Source organism: Massilia timonae CCUG 45783, assembly GCF_000315425.1.
In the GTDB taxonomy this organism is placed as follows: Bacteria; Pseudomonadota; Gammaproteobacteria; order Burkholderiales; family Burkholderiaceae_D; genus Telluria; species Telluria timonae.
Window position 1 is genome coordinate 1,011,704 of sequence record NZ_JH992922.1, and the last position, 24,220, is coordinate 1,035,923.

Sequence of the window (24,220 nt, forward strand, 5' to 3'; positions counted from 1 at the left end):
GGGGCGAAGTGGACGAATGGCCGAGTGTACGCGGCGCCGGCGCACTGGTCCATTCGTCCTGCATGAGCCGCCGTCTCAGGAAGGCCGGGCTAGCTGCTTTTCCATGAACACCGACTTGAGGTCGACCCCGCAGCGGTGCGGATACAGCTCTTCGCGCAGCGACACGAAGCCGGCGCGCTCGTAGAACGGCGCCGCATTGAGCGAGGCCGAGACGAACAGGCGGGCCAGTCCGCGTTCGCGCGCCATCGATTCGAGCTGCCGCAGCAATTGCAGGGCGATGCCGCGGCCCTGGTGGCTCGGCTCGACGAAGGCGGCATTGAGCTCGCCGGTCTCCAGGTTCAGCACGGCGTAGCCCACGATCTGTCCTTCTTCCTCGGCCACGACGGCGCCGCCGGTCTGGATCAGCAAGGGCAACGAGGCGGGAGCCGGGGCGGCGCACCAGATGTCGATCACCGCGGCCGGGTAATGGCCGGAGCAACCGGCGCGCACCGCCCGGGTGCGCAATTCCCATAATGTCGACAGGTCGGCCTGGGTGGCAGGGCGGCGCGATGGCATGCTGTCTCCTTGAATAATGGCAATATATTCATACTACACCGGCGGCCTGGGTCGCCGTCTCCTGCAGAGCAGCCGTGCGCCCATGGTCTGGCGCCGGCGTTATGCTGGGATGCTGCATTCGTCATGGATTTCTTCTTCTGGAGCAAGCCAATGAAACTGCTTTTGAAGCGCACACTCGTGCTGGCCGCCCTGCTGTCCGCCGCGGCCACCGCTTCCGCCCACCACGGCTGGAGCGAATACGATGCCAAGCAACCCCAACAGCTGACCGGCACCATCGAAGAATCCGGTTACCAGCAGCCGCACGGCTTCGTGCGCCTCAAGACAGCCGACAAGACCTGGCTCGTGGTGCTGGCGCCGCCGGGACGGATGGAAAACCGCGGCCTGGCAAAGGACATGCTGGCCGTCGGCAACAAGGTCACCGTCTACGGCTATCCCAATCGCAGCAAGGCCGATGAGTTGCGCGCCGAGCGCATCACCGTCGGCGACAAGGTCACGGAGCTGCGCTGAGCGTCGCGCCGGACTTCGTCCAGGAGGCGGCCGCCTGGGCCGCCGCGACGCCGCTGGCGCAGGCCCTGCGCGACGATCCGTGGTTGTATCCGATCGTCGAGATCGTCCACATCGTCGGCTTCACCGTGCTGGTGGGGGCGGCGGCGATGTTCGACCTGCGCCTGCTCGGCTTCGGCCGCGCCGTGCCGGTGCAGGCGCTGGCGCGCCACCTGCTGCCGTGGTCCTGGTTCGGGCTGCTGCTGATCGTGCCGAGCGGCTTGCTGATGTTCTCGACCCAGCCCGAGCTGCTGGCTAACGGGGTGTTCCTGCTCAAGCTGGCGCTGATCGTGGCGGCCGGCGTCAATGCTCTCGTCTTTCATGCCGGCCCCTGGCGCGGGGCCGCCAGCTGGCCGGCCGGCGCGCCGGCCTGGGCCAGGCTGCATGCGGCGCTGTCGCTGCTGCTCTGGATCGCCGTGATCGCCTGCGGGCGCCTGCTGGCGTATGTCTGAAGCGCAGGCGAGGGCGAACCGATGGCGATCGTGCTACAGTCTGTTGCCGCTTTTTCAGTCAACCATGATGCTCAAACAGTTTTCCACCTTCGCCGTCGCCTGCGCCATCGCCTGCATGAGCGCGGGCGCCGCCCAGGCCGCGCCGCCGGTCTACGGTTTCATTGTCAAGAATACCTACCCCCACGATCCCCAGGCTTTCACGCAAGGCTTGTTCTACCGTGACGGCCACCTGTACGAAAGCACCGGCCAGTATGGCCGCTCGACGATCCGCAAGGTGGAGCTCAAGACCGGCAAGGTGGTGCAGAAGGCCGATTTGCCGAAGGAAGTGTTTGGCGAAGGGTCGACCGCGGTGGGCAACCACCTGGTCGGCCTGACCTGGACTTCGCAGGTCGGCTATGTGTTCGACGTCAAGACCTTCAAGCTCAAGCAGAGCTTCAAGTACGAGGGAGAAGGCTGGGGCCTGGCCAGCGATGCCAGGCAGCTATACATGAGCGACGGCAGTTCCTTCATCCGCATCCTCGATCCGAAGACGATGAAGGAGCTGCGCCGGGTGCAGGTCACGAGCGAGGGCCGCCCGGTCGAGCGCCTGAACGAACTCGAAATGGTCGACGGCGAGCTGTACTCGAACATCTGGGGCAGCGAACTCATCGCCCGCATCGACCCCGACAGCGGCAAGGTGCTCGGGGTGATCGATCTCACCGGCCTGCTGCCGCCCGACCAGCGCGGCACGAAGGAGGTCGATGCCGTCCTCAACGGCATCGCCTGGGATGGCAAGGGCAAGCGCCTGTTCGTCACCGGCAAGCTGTGGCCCAAGCTGTTCGAGATCGAGCTGGTGCCGAAGCTTCGAAAGTAAGCTGCGCTGCTGATCTAGGAGCGGTCGGTGACGTCGATCACGACCTTGCCGAAGTGCGCGCCGGACGCCATGTGGCGATACGCCTCCTGGGCCTGGCCGAACGGGAACACGCGATCGATCACCGGCTTGACGCCGCTCACGTCCACGAAGCGCATCACGTCTTCCAGCATGGCGCGGCTGCCGACATAGATGCCCACCAGGCGCTTGGCGCTGGCCAGCAGCGAGGCCGGATTGACTTCACCGCCGAAACCGCTGACGCCGCCGATGACGGCGACGGTCCCGCCCATCGCGGCGCTCGACACCGATTTGTTCACCGTCCCCTTGCCGCCCACTTCCAGCACCACCTGGGCGCCGACGCCGTGGGTGAGGTGCAGCACCTCGTCGTGCCACTCGGGAATCGCCTGGTAATTGATCGTGTGGTGGGCGCCCAGCGCGCGCGCCCGCGCCAGCTTGTCGTCGCTGGACGAGGTGACGATGGCGCGCAGGCCCGCCGCGCGCGCCAGTTGCAGGCCGAGGATCGAGACGCCGCCGGTGCCCAGCAGCAGCACGGTATCGCCCGGCTTGACATGATTGCTGGAGACGAAGATCGCGTTCCAGGCGGTGACCGCGGCGCACGGCATGGTCGATGCCTCGATGAAGGACAGGCCGGCCGGGATGATGGCCAGCGCGTCCTCGTGCAGGATGACTTCTTCGGCCAGCATGCCGTCGATGTCGCCGCCCAGGCCGTGACGCACCTTGTCAGGCGTCGGCCCGCCTTCCAGCCAGTGCGGGAAGAAGGAGCCGGCCACGCGGTCGCCGACCTGCACCCGGGTCACGCCGGGACCGACCGCCAGCACTTCGCCGGCGCCGTCCGAGCACGGGATGATGGGGTCCTCGACCGAGACCAGGTAGTTGCCGCCGGCGACCATCAGGTCGCGGTAGTTGAGCGAGACGGCGTGCACGCGGATGCGCACCTCGCCCAGGCCGAGGTCGCGCTCCGGGTAGTCGATGCACTGGAGGCCGTCGATGTTCGCGCCGTGAAGAATCTGGTAAGCCCGCATGCGTAAATCTCCTTCTGGTTGATCGGTACGCGGGCCATTGTACGCGGCTGGCCGAGGGCGGGACGCTCGCCAGTCGCGCGTCTGTCGAGTGTCGGGTTTATGATAAATTAGGATTCTTGGTTGCAACCCGCAAGAGGTAGAACATGGAAGAACAAGCAGCTTGGAAATTGCTTAAAACAGTACTCGGAGTCGCTGCCTTCATCGCCTTTGGCGTGGGCGTCTGGGGCGGGTGGACGGTGGCGAAAACGTATTTCGATACGAAGGATGCAGCCCACTCCCGTTACACCGGCTTGGCCACCATCAGCCAGAAAATCACGATGAACGCCGCGAACGCCGGCACGCCCAGCGTCACCCAGATCCTGAAATAACGCCAGTACAGCGCCGGTAACGGCGTATCGAGCCGCGCCGCCTCCGCCGCCATGTCGCGCATGCGGATCTGCAGCCACACCACCGGCAGCCAGCAGGCGCCGGCGATCACGTACAGGATGATCGACCACATGATCCATTTGCTGTGCAGCGGATAGCCGGCCAGGTGGATCATGTAGAAGCCCGTCAGCGGCTGCAGGATGGCGGTGGTGGCCGTGAACAGCCAGTCGGCGATGACGACGTATTTCGCCACCACCGCGATCGCCCGCACGTCGCGGCTGACGTTCGCGAACAGCATGTACCAGGCCGATCCGATGCCGGTGCCGAACAGCAGCGTCGACGAGACGATATGCAGCCATTTCAGCACCACGTAATCCATTATTTTTCCTCGAGTTGATACAGCAGCCAGATCGCCGCCAGCATCGGCAGGTTCTTGGTCAGCGGCCCGTAGGGATGCAGCAGGAATTCAGGCAGCTTGAACGCTATCACGATCGTATAAAACCCGATCAGGCCCAATTGTGCGAGCCATAGCCAGCGCCGCCGCGCCAGGAACAGGATGCCAAGCCCCAGCAGCAGGTCGAAGCTGGCGGCGCCATACAGCATCAATGGCTGCAGGTCGGGAGGAATGCCGGTGCGCGCCAGCAGCTCGTAGCTGGCCTCGACCGGATACAGGCCGAAGGAGACGATCGCGGTCAGGATCCACACCGCCGCGATGCTGTAGCGGAGCATCGGCAGCAGCCAGCCGAGCTTGGCGCGCGCGCGTTCGCCGTCCGGGTCGCCGATGAATTCATCCGGTGAGCGCGGCAGATGGCCGAGCAGCATCGCCGTCTGCATGACGTCGCCCGTGTTGTCGCGGTCCAGCATGCTCAGCGCATCGCGGCTGATGAGCGAACCCGGCAGGACGGCGGCCGCCAGCCGCGCCACCGGTCCCGGCAGGGGCAGCACACGCTGGCGCCCCATGCCCATCGATGAGCGCAGCAGGCCGAGATAGTCGGTGAACGGCATCGCCTGCGGCCCCACCAGCGGCACCCGCATCGAGGTGCCCGCTCCCGGCGCCATCGGCAGGCGGTGCTTGAGCAGGCCGACGATGGCCAGCGCCAGGTCGTCGACGTGGATCGGTTGCACCAGCTGCGGCTTGCTGCCGAAGCGCAGCGTGAACGGCATGCTGGCCAGGGTGCGGAAGGTGCGCGCGCTGGCGCCGTCGCGGCCATACACGAGCGAGGGCTGGACGATGTAGGAGCGCAGCGGCAGCGAGGCCAGGTAGTCGTCGGCATCGCGCTTGGACAGGTGGTAGGGCGTCGTCGCATCGCGGTCGGCGCCCAGCGCCGACAGTTGAATCACCATCTGCACGTCGTGCGATTCGGCGCAGGCGGCGAACAGCGCGCGCGGCGTGTCGCGGTGCAGGCGGGCGAAATCCTGGCGTCCGCTTTCGCGGAAAATGCCGACCGTGTTGATCACGACGTCGATATGCGACAGGCGCGCCAGCCAGGTGGATTTATCGGTATCTTTGGAAAAATCGGCGTGGATAGTGCTCAAGCGCGGGTCAGCGCTTTTCGGAAGCTTCGCTTCAGGTGCTCTCACCGCGCACACGACGTGGTGGCCTTCGGTGAGCAACGCCTGCAGCAAATGTTGCCCGATGAAACCGCTCGCCCCCGTCAGCAAAATCCGCATCCGTGCTTCCCTTCACATCAAGTAAAAGAGGATTGTATGGAAAATACGGCATTACAGCGCGCACTCATCTCCGGGGCGACTTCGAGCATCCTGTCGACGGTGGCGATGTCCGTGGTCGGCAAGATGCAGACCGGCAGCGCCTATGCACCGACCAATGCCGTCAGCCACTATGTGCATGGCCATAAAGCAGGCTACCGCGACCGCTTCTCGCTGCGCTACACGGTTCCCGGCTACCTGATCCACCATGCCAGCGCGACCTTCTGGTCGTTCGTGTTCGAACGCGCGCTCGGGGGTGTGATGGACGGCAAGAACCCGATGGCCATTGCCGCCGCCTCGGCGGCGACCTCCGCGTTCGTGGCCTTCACCGACTACAAGCTGACGCCGCGGCCGCTGCAGCCGGGCTATGAAAAGCGCCTGTCGCGCAATGCGCTGGGCGTGGTGTATGCGGGGTTTGCGATCGGACTGGCGATCGGCGCCATCATGTCGCGCAAGAACGAACCGCCGAAATGAATGGTGAGCGGCGCGGGCTGGATGCCCGCGCCGGTGAACGGGATCAGTGCGCGGCCGCCTTCTTGCCGCGCATGCGCTGCACCAGCGTCACCACGCCCAGCACCACGGCGCCCACCAGCACGCCGACCAGGGCATCGACCAGGATCGGCGCCAGGAAGGCCAGCACCCCACCGACCGTCGGCACATCGGCTACCGCGGCGGCCGCTCCCTGCGAAAAGTGGTGCAGCGCCGGCACCCCATGCGAGATGATGCCGCCGCCGACCAGGAACATGGCGGCGGTGCCGACCACCGCCAGGATCTTCATCAGGCGTGGCGCGGCTGCCAGCAAACCCTTGCCCAAGCTACGGGCGGCGCCGCTCTGGCTCTTGCTCAGGTGCAGGCCGGCGTCATCCATCTTGACGATGGCGGCCACCAGGCCATAGACGCCGACCGTCATCACCACTGCGATGACGGTCAGCACCAGGGCCTGCTGTCCGAGCGCCACGCCGGCCACGGTGCCGAGCGAGATCACGATGATCTCGGCCGACAGGATGAAGTCGGTGCGCACCGCGCCCTTGATCTTGTCTTTCTCGAGCTGGACGATGTCGATCGCCTGGTTGGCCACGGCCGCCTCGTGCTGCGCCTTGTGCCGGGCCTCGTCCTGCGCGCTGTGCAGGTATTTGTGCGCCAGTTTCTCGAAGCCCTCGAAGCACAGGAAGGCGCCGCCGATCATCAGCAGCGGCGTGATCAGCCAGGGCAGGAAGACCGAGATCGCCAGGGCGGCCGGCACCAGGATCGCCTTGTTGACCATCGATCCCTTGGCCACCGCCCAGACCACCGGCAGCTCGCGATCGGCTTTCACGCCCGAGACTTGCTGCGCATTGAGCGCCAGGTCGTCGCCCAGCACGCCCGCGGTTTTCTTGGCCGCAATCTTGCTCATCGCGGCGACGTCGTCGAGGATGGTGGCGATATCGTCCAGGAGTGCAAGTAAGCCGACTCCAGCCATAGTTCTGCTCCTTCATGTCAAGTTGCTACGATATTAACCGAGCCGCCAAATGCTCGCTACACGGTTCGCGGCGCCGTTCGGCGCGGCTTTTTGCATTTCATGCCTGGAAATCTGCATCTCGTCGCTTTTGCCGGGCGACTGCCGGTCTGCATACGTATAGTGCAACGCTGAAGGTTGCGGCACTGCAGCCTCGTCCCCCCAAACGAAGGAGATCATCCAATGCATACCGATTCGATCCAGCCTGCCGCTTCCACTTCCGCTCCGGTCCGCCGTGCCCGTCCGCCGAAGCGCAAGACCCGCATCACGATCTATCTCGACGACGAGGTGCTGAAGGAATTCCGCAACTTGTCCGAGCGTTGCGGCACCGGTTACCAGACCCTGATCAACGCCGCGCTGCGCAACCGTTTGAGCGGTCCGGTCATCGAATCTGGCGTCGCATAAGGCTTCCTTTCAAATTTCCCTCGGGGAGCGGCATTACACATAGCAATATTTATGCTAATCTTCCCGCTCTTTTAACCCCGGAGGGATTTATGAAAAAAGGCGAACTGATCGCAGAATTCGCGAAGCGCACCGAGATGTCGGGCGCTGCCGCTGGCGACGCCGTGAACACCATCATCGAGATCATCACCGAGCGCCTGAAAAAGGGCGACACGGTGGGCATCACCGGCTTCGGCACCTTCTCGGTGACCAAGCGCGCCGCACGCAAGGGCCGTAACCCTGCCACCGGCGAAGTGATCAAGATCGCGGCGTCGAAGAGCCCGCGTTTCTCGGCTGGCGCGACCCTGAAGGCAGCGGTCAACCCGACCAAGAAGAAGTAATCAGTACCCGGCCTCGCGTCGCGGCCCGTTCGCGGGTCGCGCGCGCTGGCTGAATGTGTCGTTTCTTGCCTCCCCGGCAGTCGTCTTCCCCCTCCTTCCGCAGCACCATTCATTTTTCACCACCATGAGCTTCGCCACCTGGATCGCCTTCGTCATCGCCGGTTCGCTGATCGCCATTTCGCCCGGTTCCGGCGCGGTCCTGTCGATGTCGCATGGCCTGGCCTACGGCCTCAAGAAGGCCAGCGCGACCGTCCTCGGCCTGCAGCTGGGCCTGGTCCTGGTGCTGGTCATCGCCGGCGCCGGCGTCGGTTCGCTGCTGCTGGCATCCTCGGTCGCCTTCACGGCGGTCAAGGTGATCGGCGCGCTGTACCTGATCTATCTCGGCATCAGCCAGTGGCGCGCCGCCCCGGCGCCCGGCCCGACGGCGTCGACCGCCGGCCTGGAAGCGCATCCGTCCTTCGGCAAGCGCGTGCTGACCGGCTTTCTCACCAATACCACGAACCCGAAGGGCATCATCTTCATGGTCGCCGTGCTGCCGCAATTCATCGCCAAGGATGCGCCGCTGCTCACCCAGCTGGCGATCCTGGGCGTGACCATGGTGGCGATCGATTCGATCGTGATGCACGGCTACGCCGCCCTGGCCGCCTCGATGCAGCGCTTCATGCGCGATCCACGCCACATGCGCCTGCAGAACCGCGTGTTCGGCGCGGTGCTGGTGCTGATCGGCTCGATGCTGTTCTTCGTCAAGCGCCAGCCGGCCTGACAATGTGCATGGCGCCGGCTACTATTTCCGCTAAGCCGGCAGATGCAACTTTGTGTAACCCGCGTTGTCCGCGTGGGAGCTCGAGCGTTGTAATGAGGCTGAACCACCCCGTCCGCGTTCCATCCTGGAGCATGTCATGACCCATCGCCTCGTCCATACCGCCGCCCTGCTCGCCCTGGCTGCGATTTCCACCTGCGCGTCCGCGCAGACCGTGCTGCAGACCGATCCGCCAGGGCAGGTCGAAGCGACCGGCAACGGCGTCATGGAAACCGAGCCGCCGGGCCGGGTGGGCCGCGTTTCCCTGGTCCAGGGCCAGGTCGAGATCGGCGGTGACGTCGGCGCCGAGAGCGCCGCCGCCGTGGTCAACTGGCCGGTCACCACGCGCAACCTCGTCACGACTTCGCCCGGCGCCCGCACCGAGATCCGCATCGGCTCCACCTCGATCCGCCTGGACGGCGACAGCTCGCTCGAGTTCACCGAACTGGACGACGACCGCCTGCGCCTGCGCCTGCACTTCGGCAGCGCCAGCATCCGCGTCATGAACAGCGAGGTGGCGCCCGAGTTCGAACTGCGCACGGCCCAGGCGACCGTGCGCCTGACCCAGCCGGGCCGCCTGCGCGTGGACGCCGACCGCGTGCCCGACACCAGCCTGGTGAGCGTGCTCGATGGCGAGGCCCAGGTCGACGGCGCCGGCGCCAGCCTCACCGTGCGCGCCGGCCGCAGCGCCGAGGTACGCGACGAGGACGTGAGCACGCGCCAGGCGCGGCGCGACGAATTCGACGACTGGGCCCTCACGCGCGACCAGGCGCTGGTGGCCGGGCAGTCGTCGCGCCACATCGGCACCGAGATGACCGGCTACGAAGAGCTCGACCGCTACGGCAGCTGGAGCACCCACTCCGACTACGGCAGCCTGTGGACGCCCACCGTGGTGGCATCCGACTGGACGCCCTACCGTGACGGCCAGTGGAGCTATATCGCGCCGTGGGGCTGGACCTGGGTCGACAATGCGCCATGGGGCTATGCGCCCTTCCACTACGGCCGCTGGGTGCAGGTGCGCAACCGTTGGGCCTGGGCCCCGGGCCGTCTCGAGCGGCGGCCGGTATGGTCGCCGGCGCTGGTCGGCTGGGTCGGCGGCGGCAACTGGAGCGTCGGCTTCGCCTCGCACGACCTGCACGCGCATGGCTGGTATCCGCTCAGCCCCTACGACCGCTACGTGCCCGGCTACCGCCTGTCCAGCGAGCGCCTGCGGCGCCTGAACGACTGGCGCCACGCCACCCGCCGCGCGGCCCAGCAGCGGCCGGGACACCAGGGCCTGACCGTGGTGCCGCGCGAGCACTTCGGCGGTCGCGGGCCGGTGGTCGTGCCGCGCGCGCCGCGCCCCGACCGCGCGAACTTCGCGCTGCCGCGCGGACCGGGCAGCGCCCCGCCGCCGCCGCTGGTGGCGCGCGCCGACTGGAACCGTGGGAACAACGAACGGCGCGACCTGCTCGAGCGGCGCGAGGTGCGCCAGCGCCTGGAGACCGGCCATGTGACGCGCGACGGCTTCGTGCAGGATCGCGGCCGCCTCGAGACGGACCCGATGGCGCGCCAGCGCGAGAGCAACGAGCGCCTGTCGCGCGAACGCTTGCAGCAGCAGGAGCGCGTCGTGCGCCAGCAGGAAGAGCGCGACCGCATGCAGCGCGACCTGGACAACCGCATGCAGGCCGACCGCATGAGTTTCGGGCGCCACGCCGAGCGCGAACGCGAGCAGCGCGAACGCATGCGCGAGCGGGCCGAACGCGGCCAGCAACTGCAGCAGCAGCGCCCGCCGGCCATGGCGCCCACTACGGCGCCGGCGTTTGCTCGCCCCGAACCGCGACCGATGCCGCGGCCCGACGTGCGTCCGCCGCCGCACATGGTTGCCGCGCCGCCGCCACGGCCCGCCCCGCCGCCGCAGATGGTCGCCCCGCCCGCGCCGCGCCCGCAACCGTCCGCGCCGGCCTTCACCCCGCGCGGCGGCGGCGAGCAGCGCGCCCATACGGATGCGCGCGGCCGGCAAATTCAGGAACGCTGAGGAAAACGCCGGCATTGGCTACAATGCGCATTTACACAGGATTAGTCATGGACCCGAAAGAATCCCTCATAGAATACCCGAGCGAATTCCCGATCAAGGTGATGGGCGCGACCCATATCGATTTCGCTCCCACCATCGTCGCGCTAGTGACCCAGCTGGATCCGACTTTCCATGAAGGCAAGCTGGAAACCCGTCCTTCGGCCAAGGGCAACTACACCGGCCTGACCGTCACCGTCACCGCCACCAGCCGCGAGATGCTGGACGAGGTGTACCGCACCCTGTCGACCCACCCGATGGTCAAGATGGTCCTGTAAGGGCGGCTTGCCATCTCGTCAACGGGGCAGGCTGCCTGTTCGGCAGGCACGCCCCATCGTGCTGGCTTATAATGACGGGGCTGGTGCGACCTGCGGTCGCTTATGTCGCTCTGCGGCAATCATTTGAAGCTGTACCTTATCTTGCAAGCCACTCGGTAAGTCCTTGATTCAGTTAGACTAAATTTCCTGGACTGGCATTTAAAAACCGTGGGCTCCCTAATTGCGTCTGCAATTCTCGGGGAAACAACTCAAACAAACACCGACAAACGCAATCCTCGGCAGGGGCGTTTCCACGCCTGAGCACGTAGAATCTGCTAACGTTAGGGGCCTAATTGGGCTATGTTTGTTGTCTCAACGCAACGATTCATCGAAATCTAAGCAAATTTCTCAACCTGAGAATCAAAGAGACGGACCCGCTCGGGTCTTGCTGTCAAAAGGTACGGCGGTAAGCGCAAACTCTGCGATATCTTGTCACACCCGAGGGATCGGGCCCGTGACCAGGTGTACGACCACCTGACACCTACTCGAACATGCCAGCCTGGCAACGGGTTGGTTTGAAGCTTCGACGACGATGTCCCCCGTTTAACACGGTGCATTCCACACGCGAGTGAGGGTGCAGAAACTGCTAGCAGCAATGCGGTGGAGGGGCTAGGTGAGGCTGCATGGGTAATGTAATGTGAACTGACGCTTGAACCCTCGTAAACATTGACGGGCCTAAGCTGCTGCTGGCCCGAACCAAACGGTATGTGGTTAGTTGTCTCCGTCAGCCTAGGGGATACGTCGTTACTAAACCACCGGGGGAAAGTCAGACCCTAAACAGTCATGTGCGGCAGGCTATGCCGTGCTGGTATCACAGGGAACAGGGTAAGCCCGATTCGCTGCCTATCCCAGAGCACCGGGATAGGCAAGTAACTCGACGGGAGAAGATCCTAAGAGAAGCCCTTGGCGAAGCGGGTATGGGAGGATGGAAAAAGCGAACGCCGGCTTGTAATGGGACGGATAGGGATTCGAGATTTGTCCCGACGTGAAAGCGTGCAGACTTCCATCTGGTGCAACAGTCGTCAAACGACTACATAGACAAGTAGATTCCACAACCGCCCCAAGGGACGCAGCCTCCCTTCGGGGACGGTTTGCGTCCTCGTCGGGCAACTACTACGACGAGGTTCAGCAATGAGAGTAATCGAAGACAACTTCGGTTCTGCGTCCTCGCACCCTCCTACCGAATGGACCACCATTGATTGGCGGCGCGTTCAAAAGAGTGTGAAGGTCATGCAGATCCGTCTAACGAAGGCTACACAGGAAGGCGACTGGCGCAGGGTGAAATCCCTGCAGCGGTGGCTGACCCGCTCGTTCAGCGCGAAGGCGTTGGCGGTTAAACGAGTGACTGAGAATCAAGGTAAACGTACTTCAGGTGTGGACCGGCAGCTATGGGAAACACCGTCGCAGAAGTATGCGGCAATTGCGCAGTTGCAGAAACGGCGGTATCGACCCCGGCCTCTCCGGAGGGTCTATATCCCCAAAGCCAATGGGAAAGAACGCCCGCTGGGTATTCCAACCATGAGAGACCGAGCGATGCAGGCGCTTTTCCTGTTCGCGCTCGATCCGGTGCTGGAGACGGTAAGCGACCCGAACTCGTATGGGTTCAGGAAGAACCGCTCGACGGCAGACGCAATGGGCCAAATCTTCCTCCAGACATGCCGGGGAAACTCGGCGCAATGGGTGCTGGACGCGGACATTGAGGGCTTTTTCGACAACATCAACCACGAATGGATGATCAGACATGTCTGCATGGACAAGACGATCCTTCGGAAATGGCTGAAAGCCGGGGTAGTCGACCGGGCGCAATTGTTGGCCACCACAGCAGGAACGCCGCAGGGTGGCATCATCAGCCCTGCACTAGCAAATTGGACGCTGAATGGACTGGAAACCGAACTGACGAAGTACCTTGGTACACGAGTCGGTCGGTCGAAGGTCGAAAAGCTGAAAGTCGGGGTCGTACGATATGCGGACGATTTTGTGATCACAGGGGTCTCGCAAGAGCTTCTGGAAAACGAGATCCGGCCTTGGGTGGAAGAGTTCCTAGCAATACGGGGACTACGACTGTCTCAAGCCAAAACCAAAGTCATACACATCGACAAAGGCTTTGACTTCCTCGGGTGGAACTTCCGGAAATACAACGGAAAACTACTCATCAAGCCAAGTAAGAAAAACGTTAAAACGTTCTACGAAAAGCTGAGGAAAGTCATCGGCGATAACCTCGCAAGTAAGCATGAGAACCTGATTCGACTGCTGAACCCGATACTACGGGGCTGGGCGCAGTATCACAGTCCCGTGGTGGCCAAAGCAACGTTCTCGCTCGTGGAGTCGCTGATGTTTTGGCGGCTCACGAGGTGGGCCAAGAGGAGGCACCCAAGGATGAAACTCAGCAAAATCCGCAAGAAGTACTGGCGGACAGTAGGAGATCGGAACTGGGTGTTTGCGGCAGTCGTGCGCAAAAAGGATGGCACGAAAGGGTTACTGGAGCTGTACTCGCTTCCGGGTACCCCGATCGAACGCCACAGGAAAATCAAGGGGGAATACAACCCTTATGACCCACAATGGGAAGTGTATGGCGAAACCCTTCGTCAGGAGCGGATGCTGAAGAGCATGCGCTACCGAAAGGAATGGGCGAAGTTGTATTCCGACCAACGAGGCCTGTGCGCGTTATGCGGGCAGGAGATGGACATGTATACCGGATGGCATGACCACCACATAGAGTACCGTGTGGCCGGTGGCAGCAATGCCCTTGGAAATCGCGTATTATTGCACCCTAATTGCCACTCGCAAGTGCATAGCCTTGGATTACAAATTGTTAAGCCGGTTCCTGAATAGGAACTTATTGTTGTGCTTGAGCCGTGTGCTATGAAAGTAGCATGCACGGTTCTTAGGGGGGAGGGGTTCTGGTAACAGACCCTTCCTACCCTCCTCCATACTATGGCCCGATGCCTCGCCCCCGATTCCATGTCTTCGATCCACCCCGCCGCGCCGCTCGTCCGTGAACTCGGCCGCGCCGACTACGAACCCACCTTCGCCGCCATGCGCGCCTTCACCGACGCGCGCACGCCCGAGACCCGGGACGAATTGTGGATCGTCGAGCACCCGCCCGTGTTCACGCTGGGCCTGGGCGCCGATCCGGGCCACGTGCTGGCGCCGCACGGCGTGCCGGTGGTCCAGACCGACCGCGGCGGCGAGGTCACTTACCACGGCCCCGGCCAGGTCGTGATCTACCTGTTGATGGACTTGCGCCGCAACAAGCCGGGCGGCAAGCTGTATGCGCGCCAGTTCGTGGAAAAAATCGAACAGGCGGTCATCGATGTATTAGGGGCGTATAATCTGGCCGGTGAGCGCATCGCCGGCGCGCCCGGCATCTATATCGCCGAGGGCCCGCGCAAGGGCGCCAAGATCGCCGCGCTCGGCCTCAAGGTGCGCGGCAACGGCTGCACCTATCACGGCGTATCGCTGAACGTGGGCATGGACCTGGCCCCGTTTACCTGGATCAACCCGTGCGGCTATTCGGGATTGGCCACGGTCGACATGCGCACCATGGGCGTCGAGGCGCCGCTGGCCGATGTCCAGCAGGCGCTGGCCAGGGCCCTGACCGGGCATCTCGGCCAGTCGCCCGTGCCAGACAGTGTCCCAACCGAACAAACCAACTGACGCCCTTCTGGGGCAACGAGCCAAATGACTTCCGAAATCGACACCGGCATCGCCTCCGCATCCGCCTACAACGCCAGCGAAAAGCAGAAAGGCGCCAGCAAGACGTCGCGCATCCCGATCAAGATCGTGCCGATCGCGGACGTCGAGCGCCTGAAAAAGCCGGACTGGATCCGCGTCAAGGCCGCCACCGCCTCGTCGCGCTTCTACGAAATCAAGGACATCCTGCGCGCCAACAAGCTGGTGACGGTGTGCGAGGAAGCCAGCTGCCCGAACATCGGCGAATGTTTCGGCAAGGGCACCGCGACCTTCATGATCATGGGCGACAAGTGCACCCGCCGCTGCCCGTTCTGCGACGTCGGCCACGGCCGCCCGGATCCGCTGGATGTGAATGAGCCGGGCAACCTGGCCAAGACCATCGCCGACCTGCGCCTGTCCTACGTCGTGATCACTTCGGTCGACCGCGACGACCTGCGCGACGGCGGCGCCGGCCACTTCGTCGAGTGCATCCAGAAGACCCGCGCGCTGTCGCCCAACACCAAGATCGAAGTGCTGGTGCCGGATTTCCGCGGCCGCCTCGAAAAGGCATTGAACATCTTCGCCGACGGCCTGCCGGACGTGATGAACCACAACCTGGAAACCGTGCCGCGCCTGTACAAGGAAGCGCGTCCTGGCGCCGACTACAAGCACTCGCTGGTCCTGCTGCGCGACTTCAAGAAGATGTACCCGAGCGCGGTCACCAAGTCGGGCCTGATGGTCGGCCTGGGCGAGACCGACGAAGAGATCCTCGAAGTCATGCGCGACATGCGCGAGCACGACATCGACATGCTGACCATCGGCCAGTACCTGGCGCCGACCAGTTCGCACCTGCCGGTGCGCCGCTACGTGCATCCTGATGTCTTCAAGATGTTCGAAGAAAAGGCGTATGAGATGGGCTTCGTGCACGCCGCCGTGGGCGCGATGGTGCGTTCGTCGTACCACGCCGACCAGCAGGCGCACGAGGCGGGCGTCGCCGCCTAAGCCAGCCCGGCCAGCCCGGCCACTTCGGCTGCCCCGGCAGCCGCCCTGCCCAGCCGGCGACAGCGTGCCGGCGGCGGCAGGCCATGGTTCCTGAAGTGCCGCCGCAGCGATTCGGCCGACCCCAGGCCGGCGAGGTCGGCGACGGCGTCGATGGACAGGCTTGGGCGCGTCTCCAGTATCCTTTCCGCCAGCGCGACCCGCTCGCCCACCAGCCAGGCCAGCGGCGTCACGCCGGTGACGTCCTTGAAGCGGCGCTGGAAGGTGCGCGTGCCCATTCGCGCCCGGGCCGCCATCGACTCCACCGTGTGCCCCGCCCGCACGTTTTCTCTTACCCAATCCATCAGCTGCGCGATCGCGTTGCGCTCGCCCGGCGGCAGCGGGCGCGCCACGAGCTGGGCCTGGTCGCCGTCGCGGTGGGCCGGGATCACCAGGCGCTGCGCCACGCGGCTGGCCAGCTCGGCGCCGAAGTCGCTGCGCACCACGTGCAGCAGCATGTCCAGGCCGGCGGCGGAACCGGCCGACGTCACGATGCGGCCGTCCTGCACGTACAGCACGCCCTGCTCCACTTCTACTTGCGGGAAGCTTGCCGCGAGCCGCTCGAGATAGCGCCAGTGGGTGGTCGCCCTGCGGCCGTCCAGCAGGCCGGCATGGGCCAGCACGAAGCTGCCGGAACAGATCGCGCACAGCCGCGCGCCGCGGGCTTGGGCGCGGCGCAGCGCGTCGACCAGGCTTGGCGGCGGCGGCTCCGCCGCGTCGCGCCAGCCGGGGATGACGATCGTGTCGGCGGCGTCGAGCGCCTCCAGGCCGTGCGGCGCGACGACGCTCAAGCCGCCCATGGCGCGCAGCGGGCCGGGGTCTAGGGCGCACACCGCATGCGTGTACCAGGGCACGCCGAGCTCCGGCCGCTCGAGGGCGAACAGCTCCACCGCGCAGCCGAATTCGAAGGTGCACAGGCCGTCGTAGACGAGGATGGCGACATGGTGGGGCATGGCGCGATGTTACCAGTTTCTGTCGTCCCGCCACCTGCCCCGGCCCCTCGTTCGCTGCCACACTGCAGGCTCTTTCAACGAGGAGCAACCATGATGACTTCACCCGTTTCCGCGGTTCCGGCGGCGCCGAGCGACAGGGCGCTGGCGCATTTCAGCGCGGCGTTCGAATACGAGACCGACTGCGCCGACGTGCATGCGGCCTTCGAGGGCGGCCACCCCGACTTCGTCCTGTTCGACGTGCGCGGTCCCGCGCTGTACGCGGCCGGCCACGTGCCGGGCGCCCTGAACATGCCGCACGCGAAGCTGGTCGAGGTCAAGCTGCGCGATTATCCGATGGACACGCTGTTCGTCGTCTACTGCGCCGGCCCGCATTGCAATGGCGCGCACCGCGGCGCCGCGCGCCTGGCGGGGCTGGGGCGGCCGGTCAAGCTGATGATCGGCGGCGTCAGGGGCTGGGTCGATGAAGGCTATGCGCTCGTGAAAGACGGGGGCGCCTGACGGACAATGCGTCGGTCGCTTACGCGCTATAGTGGCGGCAAGCGATTCTGACGCATTCACTCATGAGCAACCACCACGACAATCTTTCTTCCGACAACCTCGAGAACGACGACGCCTTCCTCGAGCGCGAACTCGGCCTGGCCGCGCGCGGCATCGAGCTGGTCAAGCTCGAAGGCCGCGTGTTCCTGCGCTTTTCCGGCGAGGTGCAGTACGAAGGCCTGCGCGTGCCCTACCGCCTGGTGCCGGCGCGCGGCGTGCTGGCCAAGCCGAGCAAGTGGCGCAAGATGGACTTGCTGGCGCGGCGCGAGCTGGTCGAGGAACGCACCGACCAGAAAGACCTGCAGCGCCTGCACCTCGAAGCCGAGGAATTCGTGCGCGACATCGCCGAGGATGCCGACCAGTTCGGCTGGGACCCGATGCTGTTTCTCGACGTGCTCGACGAGCTGGAAACGTCCGAGCCGGCCGAGTACGTGTTCCAGCGCATCTCGCAGCGCCTGACCCACGCGGTCGAGCGCGAAGAGGAAGAGCGCCATGCGGCGCGCACCAAGGAAAGCATCAACCTGGCCGAGTATCCGCGCTCGTTCGAGGTGGCCAGCCGCATGCAGCGCAAGTTCATCGCCCTGCTGGGGCCCACCAACTCGGGCAAGACCCACCGCGCGATGGAGGCGCTGGCCAAGGCCGGCAGCGGCGTGTATCTGGCGCCGCTGCGCCTGCTGGCGCTGGAGAACTACGAGCGCCTGCAGGCCGCGCGTCCGCACGGCGAGCCGATCAAAGTCAGCCTGATCACCGGCGAGGAACGGCGCCTCGAAGAAGGCGCGACCCACGTCGCCAGCACGGTCGAGATGCTCGACACCAAGACGCCGGTGGAAGTGGCCGTGATCGACGAGATCCAGATGCTGGCCGACCGCGACCGCGGCGCGGCCTGGACCACCGCCGTGGTCGGGGCGCCGGCGAACGTCGTGTACCTGGTCGGCGCGCCGGAAGCGCGGCGCGCGATCGAGGCGCTGGCCGAGCGCCTGGAGGTGCCGCTCGAGGTTCACGTGCTCAAGCGCATGGGGCCATTGTCGATGGAGCCGTCCAGCGTGCGCAAGCTGTCGAACCTGCGCCGCGGCGACGCCGTGATCTGCTTCTCGCGGCGCGAGGTCTTGATGTGGCGCGACATGATCACCGAGAAGGGCCTGTCGGTGGCGACGGTGTATGGCAACCTGTCGCCCGAGGTGCGCCGGGCCCAGGCCGAGCGCTTCCGCGAAGGGCAGGCCGACATCGTGGTCGGCACCGACGCGCTGGCGATGGGCCTGAACATGCCGATCGCGCGCATCGTGATGACCACCACGGTCAAGTACAACGGCTATGAGGAAGAAGAGATCCCGGCGGCGCTGGCCAAGCAGATCGCGGGCCGGGCAGGGCGCTACGGCGTGCACGAGGAGGGCTTCGTCGCCGGCTACGACGACGACACCCACCAGGTGATGCGCGCGCTGATGAAGGAAAAGATCCCGCCGGTGGCCGCCACCGGCTTCGCAGTCGCGCCGTCGCTCGAGCAGCTGCACCGCATCGCGGCGGTGACCGGCGAGACCTCGCTGGTCAAGCTCCTGAAACGCTTCGTGCACAATATCGACGTGCCGGACGGCTTCTTCTACCCGCGCATCACCGAGGAGCAGAACGAGCGCGCCGAATGGCTCGACACGCTGCCCTTGTCGGTGGCGGAAAAATTCATGCTGTCGCTGGTGCCGATCTCGAGCCGCGTGCCGGTGCTGCAAAGCGCCTGGGAACACTGGGCGCTGTCGCTGGCCAAGAAGAAGGTGGTCAAGCTGCAGCCGAACCCGAATCCGCAGCACCTGTTCTACATGAACCTGCAAGAGGTCGAGGACACCTGCCGCGTGTATTCGGCCTATGCCTGGCTGGGCTACCGCGAGCCGGAATACTTCCCGAGCATCGAGCTGGCCCAGGAGCTGGCGCGCGAGGCGTCGGAGCGGGTCGACGCGATGCTGCAGCAGCAGAATTCGGCGGCGCGCAGGCGCCAGGGGAGCAAGCAGGGAGGCAAGCAGGGCGGACGACAGGGTGGCGCCAAGCGCCGTTGAGCCGGCCGAGTAGAAGCATCACTCGACCCGGTGGAACGATCCCGGTGTACGATGCCGTTTTTTACAACAACATCGAGACACACGTGAATACCAAGTACACCCCGGAAGCCTTCAACGAGTTCGGCGCCAAGTTCCTCCCTGGCCACCTGGGCATCCGCATCACTGACGTCAGCCCCGGCAAGCTGTCCGCCGAGATGAAGGTCGAGCCGCAGCTGCTGGCGCCCAATGGCTACCTGCACGCCGGCAGCGTGGTCACCCTGGCCGACACCTGCGCCGGCTATGGCTGCGTCAGCAACCTGCCGGAAGGCGCCCAGAATTTCACCACCATCGAACTGAAATCGAACCACCTGGGCACCGCGCGCGAAGGCACCTTGGCCTGCACCGCCACCGCGGTGCACCTGGGCCGCACCACGCAGGTGTGGGACGCCACCGTCACGGACCAGGCCAGCGGCAAGACCATCGCCCTGTTCCGCTGCACCCAGATGATCCTGTATCCGAAAGCCTGAGCCTCAGCCGGCCAGTTCCTTCTCGATCAGCTTGTGGACGGCCGCGAAGTCCGGCTCGCCCACATAGGTCTTGAGGATGCGGCCCTCTTTGTCGATCAGGAAGGTGGTCGGGGTCAGGGTGACGTCGCCGAACTGGCGCGCGATGTCGCCGGCCGAATCCAGCGCCACCTTGAACGGCAGCTTGCGCTGCTCGGTGAAGTTCAGCACGTAGTCGGGGCGGTCGTACTGCATCGCGACCGCGACGAATTCCAGGCCCTGGTCCTTGTACTTGTTGTAGGTCGCGACCATGTCCGGCATCTCCTTGACGCAGGTGACGCAGGAAGTGGCCCAGAAGTTGACCATCACGACCTTGCCGCGCAAGGATTGGGTGCTGATCTTTTCTCCGGCGATGCTGATGAAGGTGACGTCGGGCGCCTGCGTGGTGCTGCTGAACGAGGCGTAGCCGATGCCGGCCAGGGCGAGCACCACGGCGCCGATGGCGGCGGGCTTGAACCAGGAACGGGTAGCGGATGAATGCGTGGGAGCGGTCATGGTCGGTCGATATGAAAAAACGGCAGGACCATTATAGTCCTGCCGCTTCTGGTGGGCTGATGAAGGCCTTGTTTAATCCAGCGAAGCCTGCGCCGGGCTGTTCTGCCGCACGCGCGGATCTTCTTCGTTGATGTATTCAAAGATCTTCACCACGCGGGTGACGCCCGAGACGCCCTTGGCGACATCGGCGGCGATATTGCCTTCGCGCGGAGTGACGAGGCCCATCAGGTAGACCACGCCGCGTTCGGTGGTGACCTTGAACGAGATCGCCGACACGGTCTTCATGTCGACCAGGCTGGTCTTGACCTTGGTGGTGATCAGCGCGTCGTTCGAGCGCGAGGTGTAGCTCGACGAACCGGAGACCGCCAGCTCGTTGATGACCGACACCACGTTGGCGATCTTGCGCACTTCGCGCTCGGCCGCCTGCTTCATGGCTTCGTCGCGCACTTCGCCGGTCAGCAGCACGCGGCGGTTGAAGCTGGTGACGTTGACGTTGCCGGCATCGCCGGTGACTTTGCGCATTTCCAGCTCGGCCTTGACCGTGATCGACTTGTCCTCGGTCTGGGCGCCCAGCGTGCGGCGGTCGACCGTGGACACGGCGCCGGCCACGCCGGCGCCGACGATCAGGCCGAAGCAGCCCGACAGCGATGCCGCCAGGGCGGTGCCCAGCACGACTTTGGTCAATAGCGCGGCCATGGGCCGGCGGGTGTTACGCATTCTCGTCTCCTCCGAACAGCGCGACGTCGATGCCGTCGCAGATGCAGTGAATGGCGCACAGGTGGACTTCCTGGATGCGCGCGGTGCGCGCATGCTGGACGTTGATGTGCACGTCGGCGTCGGTCAGCAGCTTGCCCAACTGGCCGCCGTCCTTGCCGGTGAAGGCCACGATGCGCATCTCGCGCTCCAGGGCCGCCTCGACCGCGGCCAGCACGTTGGCCGAGTTGCCCGAGGTCGAAATCGCCAGCAGGATGTCGCCCGCCTGGCCGAATGCCTGCACCTGCTTCGAGAAGATCTCCTTGAAGCTGTAGTCGTTGCCGACCGCGGTCAGGATCGAGGTGTCGGTGGTCAGGGCGATCGCCGGCAGCGGGAAGCGCTCGCGCTCGAAACGGCCGACCAGCTCGGCCGCGAAGTGCTGGCAGTCGGCGGCCGAACCGCCGTTGCCGCAGGCCAGGATCTTGTTGCCGTTGGAGAGGGCGCTGAACATGAGTTCTACCGCCGCCGAAATGGAAGGAGCCAGGGTGGCGGCCGACTTCATCTTCAGGTCGGCGCTCTCCTGGAAGTGAGCGAGGATGCGTTGAGTATTCATAGCCGAGGATTATAGTGCAGCGGCAACCCCACCTGAGCAAGCGCAGTAAAAATTGCTTACACTTCAATGATGTTCCGCAACCATTCGATATGCTCGCCATCGATGGCGACCAGGTCGAAACGGCAGGGAGGAGTGACGGGAAAACGCAACAGATAGACTTGCGCCGCACAGACCAGGCGGTGGATCTTGGCAGGGGTGATGCTGGCGGCGGCGCCGCCGTGTGCGCGGTCGGCGCGCTGGCGCACCTCGACGAACACCAGGGTTGCGCCATCGCGCATGATCAGGTCGATCTCGCCGCCCTTGCAGCGAAAATTCTCCTCGACCCGGGACAGTTTATGGTGTTTTAAGTAATCGAGGGCGGCGCGTTCCCATTCCCGGCCCTGGGCCTGCCGTCGGGACAGGCGCAAGGGCCACATTTCATAAACCGGTCGCGACCGGTTCGAACACGCGGCGCGGGCGCGGAAGGCTGTCGCCGCCGGCATCGTCGGTGAGGATTTCTTCAGTCGGGCCATTGTCGCGCACCACGACGCCGGTCTCGACGCGGCGGAAGGCGCGATCGCCCTGGCCGACGTTCACCGACAGGCGGCCGGTGGCGCCATCGAGTTCGAACGCGCCGGTGGGGCGTTGCGCCAGTTCGCGCGCGATGCGGTAGGCGTCGATGCCGAGCGCGTACAGGCGCTGCGGATCGAGCCCCTGGCCGCCATTGCTCCAGCGCGGATAGCCGGCGACGGCCGGATGGTCGGGCTGTACGGTCCAGGGCAGGTCGAGGAAGCGCACGCCGACCAGTTCGGCCGGCACGCTGGACATGTCGAGGCCCGGATTGACCGAGGCGGTGCCATAGGTCGGCAGCGAGGTGCCGATCGCCATGCGCACCTGGCGCAGGCCGTTGGCGTCGAGGGCGGCATACACCAGCTGCGGCGGCTCGGCCGACAAACGGGCGCGCAGCTCGGCCAGCGCATTGCCGTCGACGTAGCCGCCTTCGGCCGGCAGTTCGACCGTCGCGTGCATGCGGCCCAGTTCGGCCCAGCGCTGGCTGAAGGCGCCCGACAGGCGTTGCTGCCAGGCGGCGCGGCCGGTCAGCACCAGGGCCTGGCCGACCGGCTGCTCGCTCGCGGCCCACTCGGCCACCTGGCGCGCTTCGTCTTCGAGCGACAGGCCGATGACGAGCATCTGGCGCGGCAGCGGGGAATTGACTTGCGGGTGGTTCAGGGCGATGGTCGGCTTGTTGACCGCGCCGCTGGTGGCCAGGGCCGCCACGGCGGACCGCGCCAGCGGACCGACCACGATATCGTTCTGCTCGGCCGCGCCGCGATAGGCGTCGAGCGCGGCCTGCGTCGAGTCGCCGGTGGGCACCAGGTTGACGGTGACGCCTTCGCGCTGCTGGTCGTGGGCGGCCATGAAGCCGGCGCGCACCGCTTCGGCCGGCTGGGCCAGCGCCTGCGACTCGAGCGGCAGCAGCAGCGCCACGCGCACGGCCGGGCCGCTGTACGGCGCCGACGATGGCGCCGCGGCGCGCGGGCCGCCGCCGGCGCTCGGCGGCAGTTCGACCGGATTGGTCTGTACGCCACTTTCTTCGCGCGGCGGCGGCGTGTAAGCTGGCGCCGGTGGCGGCGCATTCGTCACCGGCGTCGCAGGACCGCACACTCCGCCTGGCATGCCGCAACCGGTATCGGGAGGCAGCGGCGTGCTGCCGCAGCCTGCCAAGAGTGTAATGACGGCGGCCGCGAGCAAGCCCGGTAGATTTTTTTTCTTCAGCATCGGAACCCTTTATGACAGATCAGCAGACCATCGACATCGCCCGACTTCCCGTCATGGGCGAGGCGGCCCAGCAGTCCTATCCTACCGCAACGCTGTACGTCGTGGCTACTCCGATCGGCAACGTCACCGACATCACCCTGCGTGCTTTACACCTGCTGGCCCTCAGCGACGTGGTCGCCTGCGAGGACACGCGCAAGACCGGTGCGCTGCTGCAGCGCTTCGGCCTGTCCCAGCCGACCATCGCCGCGCACCAGCACAACGAGCGCGAAGTGGCCGAGAAAATCGTCGAGCGCCTGCGCGCCGGACAACGCGTGGCGCTGGTGTCCGACGCCGGCACGCCGGGCGTGTCCGATCCCGGCGCGCGCATCGTCGATGCGGTGCGCAGCGCGGGCCTGAACGTGGTGCCGCTGCCGGGTCCCTCGGCCGCGATCGCGGCGCTGTCGGCCAGCGGCCTGGTGAACGACCGCTTCCACTTCGTCGGCTTCCTGCCGGCCAAGGCCAAGGGCCGCGAGGCGGCGCTGGCGCCGTTGGCGCGCGAGACCTCGACCCTGGTGTTCTATGAGGCGCCGCATCGCATCGTCGATTGCGTCGAGGCGCTGGCGGCGGCTTTCGAGCCGACCCGGCAGGTGGTGTTCGCCCGCGAGCTGAGCAAGATGTTCGAGGAAGTGCACCGCTGCGAACTGAAGGATGCGCGCGCCTGGGTCACGGCCGACCAGCACCGCGAGCGCGGCGAATTCGTGGTGCTGGTGGCCGGCGCCGTCGAGGCCACGGACGCCGAAGATGCCGAGGCCGAGCGCGTGCTGCAGATCCTGTTGAGCGAGTGCAGCGTGAAGCAGGCGGCGAACCTGGCGGCGCAGATCACGGGGCGCAAGAAGAATGCGCTCTACGAGCGTGCGCTGCAGATCAAGGGTGAATGAC

At 65.5% G+C, this 24,220-nt stretch carries 27 protein-coding genes; 16 read left to right on the top strand and 11 right to left on the bottom strand.

Annotated features, from left to right (window positions below; all coding sequences use genetic code 11):
• Nucleotides 1-75 precede the first annotated feature (75 nt).
• Nucleotides 76-555 (bottom strand): GNAT family N-acetyltransferase, encoded by a 480-nt coding sequence (locus HMPREF9710_RS04285; protein WP_005664234.1) that lies wholly within the window; start codon nucleotides 553-555, stop codon nucleotides 76-78.
• A gap of 150 nt (nucleotides 556-705) precedes the next feature.
• Here HMPREF9710_RS04285 and HMPREF9710_RS04290 point away from each other — a divergent pair, with 150 nt between their 5' ends.
• From HMPREF9710_RS04290 to HMPREF9710_RS04300, 3 genes are all read left to right on the top strand, one after another.
• Nucleotides 706-1,062 carry a DUF6152 family protein gene (locus HMPREF9710_RS04290; RefSeq protein ID WP_005664235.1) on the top strand — a complete coding sequence of 119 codons (357 nt, stop codon included), beginning with the start codon at nucleotides 706-708 and terminating at the stop codon, nucleotides 1,060-1,062.
• 83 nt (nucleotides 1,063-1,145) lie between these two features.
• The gene (locus HMPREF9710_RS04295; protein ID WP_005664237.1) at nucleotides 1,146-1,550 is read left to right on the top strand and encodes a DUF6644 family protein; all 405 of its coding nucleotides are present in this window, start codon (nucleotides 1,146-1,148) and stop codon (nucleotides 1,548-1,550) included.
• 64 nt (nucleotides 1,551-1,614) lie between these two features.
• Complete coding sequence (locus tag HMPREF9710_RS04300; protein ID WP_005664239.1) at nucleotides 1,615-2,403, top strand: glutaminyl-peptide cyclotransferase; 789 nt, start codon at nucleotides 1,615-1,617, stop codon at nucleotides 2,401-2,403.
• A gap of 14 nt (nucleotides 2,404-2,417) precedes the next feature.
• Here the strand turns inward: HMPREF9710_RS04300 and HMPREF9710_RS04305 are convergent, their stop codons facing one another.
• The 3 genes from HMPREF9710_RS04305 to HMPREF9710_RS04315 form a co-directional block, all read right to left on the bottom strand.
• Nucleotides 2,418-3,443, bottom strand: a complete 1,026-nt coding sequence (locus tag HMPREF9710_RS04305) for a zinc-dependent alcohol dehydrogenase family protein (protein WP_005664241.1) — start codon at nucleotides 3,441-3,443, stop codon at nucleotides 2,418-2,420.
• Between the two features lie 280 nt (nucleotides 3,444-3,723).
• Nucleotides 3,724-4,188: a DUF2269 family protein gene (locus tag HMPREF9710_RS04310; RefSeq protein WP_005664245.1), complete on the bottom strand. Its 465-nt coding sequence runs from the start codon at nucleotides 4,186-4,188 to the stop codon at nucleotides 3,724-3,726.
• Entirely contained in the window at nucleotides 4,188-5,480 is a 1,293-nt protein-coding gene (locus tag HMPREF9710_RS04315) for an SDR family oxidoreductase (RefSeq protein WP_005664246.1), read from the bottom strand. The genes HMPREF9710_RS04310 and HMPREF9710_RS04315 overlap by 1 nt, the downstream gene beginning before the upstream one ends.
• 36 nt (nucleotides 5,481-5,516) lie before the next feature.
• Here HMPREF9710_RS04315 and HMPREF9710_RS04320 point away from each other — a divergent pair, with 36 nt between their 5' ends.
• Entirely contained in the window at nucleotides 5,517-5,990 is a 474-nt protein-coding gene (locus HMPREF9710_RS04320) for a hypothetical protein (protein WP_005664248.1), read from the top strand.
• Nucleotides 5,991-6,033: 43 nt separating this feature from the next.
• Here the strand turns inward: HMPREF9710_RS04320 and HMPREF9710_RS04325 are convergent, their stop codons facing one another.
• Nucleotides 6,034-6,975, bottom strand: coding sequence for a DUF808 domain-containing protein (locus HMPREF9710_RS04325; RefSeq protein WP_005664250.1), 942 nt, complete (start codon nucleotides 6,973-6,975; stop codon nucleotides 6,034-6,036).
• A gap of 219 nt (nucleotides 6,976-7,194) precedes the next feature.
• Between HMPREF9710_RS04325 and HMPREF9710_RS04335 the strand changes: the two genes are divergently transcribed.
• The 8 genes from HMPREF9710_RS04335 to lipA all read left to right on the top strand — a co-directional run bounded on the left by HMPREF9710_RS04335 (nucleotide 7,195) and on the right by lipA (nucleotide 15,636).
• Nucleotides 7,195-7,416: a BrnA antitoxin family protein gene (locus HMPREF9710_RS04335; protein WP_005664251.1), complete on the top strand. Its 222-nt coding sequence runs from the start codon at nucleotides 7,195-7,197 to the stop codon at nucleotides 7,414-7,416.
• An 89-nt stretch (nucleotides 7,417-7,505) separates the two neighbouring features.
• Entirely contained in the window at nucleotides 7,506-7,793 is a 288-nt protein-coding gene (locus HMPREF9710_RS04340; RefSeq protein WP_005664253.1) for an HU family DNA-binding protein, read from the top strand.
• A gap of 124 nt (nucleotides 7,794-7,917) precedes the next feature.
• Nucleotides 7,918-8,556: a LysE family transporter gene (locus HMPREF9710_RS04345; RefSeq protein ID WP_005664254.1), complete on the top strand. Its 639-nt coding sequence runs from the start codon at nucleotides 7,918-7,920 to the stop codon at nucleotides 8,554-8,556.
• Nucleotides 8,557-8,692: 136 nt separating this feature from the next.
• Nucleotides 8,693-10,609, top strand: a complete 1,917-nt coding sequence (locus HMPREF9710_RS04350; RefSeq protein ID WP_005664255.1) for a DUF6600 domain-containing protein — start codon at nucleotides 8,693-8,695, stop codon at nucleotides 10,607-10,609.
• Nucleotides 10,610-10,656: 47 nt separating this feature from the next.
• Nucleotides 10,657-10,923 (top strand): DUF493 family protein, encoded by a 267-nt coding sequence (locus HMPREF9710_RS04360; RefSeq protein WP_005664257.1) that lies wholly within the window; start codon nucleotides 10,657-10,659, stop codon nucleotides 10,921-10,923.
• Between the two features lie 1,170 nt (nucleotides 10,924-12,093).
• The gene (gene ltrA / locus HMPREF9710_RS04365) at nucleotides 12,094-13,794 is read left to right on the top strand and encodes a group II intron reverse transcriptase/maturase (protein WP_040775017.1); all 1,701 of its coding nucleotides are present in this window, start codon (nucleotides 12,094-12,096) and stop codon (nucleotides 13,792-13,794) included.
• Between the two features lie 129 nt (nucleotides 13,795-13,923).
• Nucleotides 13,924-14,619, top strand: a complete 696-nt coding sequence (gene lipB, locus HMPREF9710_RS04370) for a lipoyl(octanoyl) transferase LipB (protein ID WP_005664261.1) — start codon at nucleotides 13,924-13,926, stop codon at nucleotides 14,617-14,619.
• 24 nt (nucleotides 14,620-14,643) lie between these two features.
• Complete coding sequence (gene lipA, locus HMPREF9710_RS04375; RefSeq protein ID WP_005664262.1) at nucleotides 14,644-15,636, top strand: lipoyl synthase; 993 nt, start codon at nucleotides 14,644-14,646, stop codon at nucleotides 15,634-15,636.
• Here lipA and ftrA read toward each other — a convergent pair.
• Complete coding sequence (ftrA, locus tag HMPREF9710_RS04380) at nucleotides 15,633-16,625, bottom strand: transcriptional regulator FtrA (protein ID WP_005664264.1); 993 nt, start codon at nucleotides 16,623-16,625, stop codon at nucleotides 15,633-15,635. The genes lipA and ftrA overlap by 4 nt on opposite strands.
• Before the next feature lie 90 nt (nucleotides 16,626-16,715).
• Here ftrA and HMPREF9710_RS04385 point away from each other — a divergent pair, with 90 nt between their 5' ends.
• From HMPREF9710_RS04385 to HMPREF9710_RS04395, 3 genes are all read left to right on the top strand, one after another.
• A complete protein-coding gene (locus tag HMPREF9710_RS04385) occupies nucleotides 16,716-17,123 on the top strand; it encodes a rhodanese-like domain-containing protein (protein WP_005664265.1) in 408 nt (135 codons plus the stop codon).
• Nucleotides 17,124-17,185: 62 nt separating this feature from the next.
• Nucleotides 17,186-19,201 carry a helicase-related protein gene (locus HMPREF9710_RS04390; RefSeq protein ID WP_005664266.1) on the top strand — a complete coding sequence of 672 codons (2,016 nt, stop codon included), beginning with the start codon at nucleotides 17,186-17,188 and terminating at the stop codon, nucleotides 19,199-19,201.
• Between the two features lie 83 nt (nucleotides 19,202-19,284).
• Entirely contained in the window at nucleotides 19,285-19,707 is a 423-nt protein-coding gene (locus HMPREF9710_RS04395; RefSeq protein ID WP_143054479.1) for a PaaI family thioesterase, read from the top strand.
• Nucleotides 19,708-19,710: 3 nt separating this feature from the next.
• Here the strand turns inward: HMPREF9710_RS04395 and HMPREF9710_RS04400 are convergent, their stop codons facing one another.
• The 5 genes from HMPREF9710_RS04400 to HMPREF9710_RS04420 form a co-directional block, all read right to left on the bottom strand.
• Nucleotides 19,711-20,238 (bottom strand): TlpA disulfide reductase family protein, encoded by a 528-nt coding sequence (locus HMPREF9710_RS04400; protein WP_005664269.1) that lies wholly within the window; start codon nucleotides 20,236-20,238, stop codon nucleotides 19,711-19,713.
• Between the two features lie 72 nt (nucleotides 20,239-20,310).
• Nucleotides 20,311-20,955, bottom strand: a complete 645-nt coding sequence (locus HMPREF9710_RS04405) for a BON domain-containing protein (RefSeq protein WP_005664270.1) — start codon at nucleotides 20,953-20,955, stop codon at nucleotides 20,311-20,313.
• Entirely contained in the window at nucleotides 20,948-21,544 is a 597-nt protein-coding gene (locus tag HMPREF9710_RS04410; RefSeq protein ID WP_005664272.1) for a phosphoheptose isomerase, read from the bottom strand. The genes HMPREF9710_RS04405 and HMPREF9710_RS04410 overlap by 8 nt, the downstream gene beginning before the upstream one ends.
• A 56-nt stretch (nucleotides 21,545-21,600) precedes the next feature.
• Nucleotides 21,601-21,960 carry a YraN family protein gene (locus HMPREF9710_RS04415; protein WP_005664273.1) on the bottom strand — a complete coding sequence of 120 codons (360 nt, stop codon included), beginning with the start codon at nucleotides 21,958-21,960 and terminating at the stop codon, nucleotides 21,601-21,603.
• 1 nt (nucleotide 21,961) lies between these two features.
• Nucleotides 21,962-23,302: a penicillin-binding protein activator gene (locus tag HMPREF9710_RS04420; RefSeq protein ID WP_005664274.1), complete on the bottom strand. Its 1,341-nt coding sequence runs from the start codon at nucleotides 23,300-23,302 to the stop codon at nucleotides 21,962-21,964.
• A gap of 11 nt (nucleotides 23,303-23,313) precedes the next feature.
• On the opposite strand from HMPREF9710_RS04420, the gene rsmI reads away from it, so the two are divergent.
• Nucleotides 23,314-24,219 (top strand): 16S rRNA (cytidine(1402)-2'-O)-methyltransferase, encoded by a 906-nt coding sequence (rsmI, locus tag HMPREF9710_RS04425; RefSeq protein WP_005664275.1) that lies wholly within the window; start codon nucleotides 23,314-23,316, stop codon nucleotides 24,217-24,219.
• Nucleotide 24,220 lies beyond the last annotated feature (1 nt).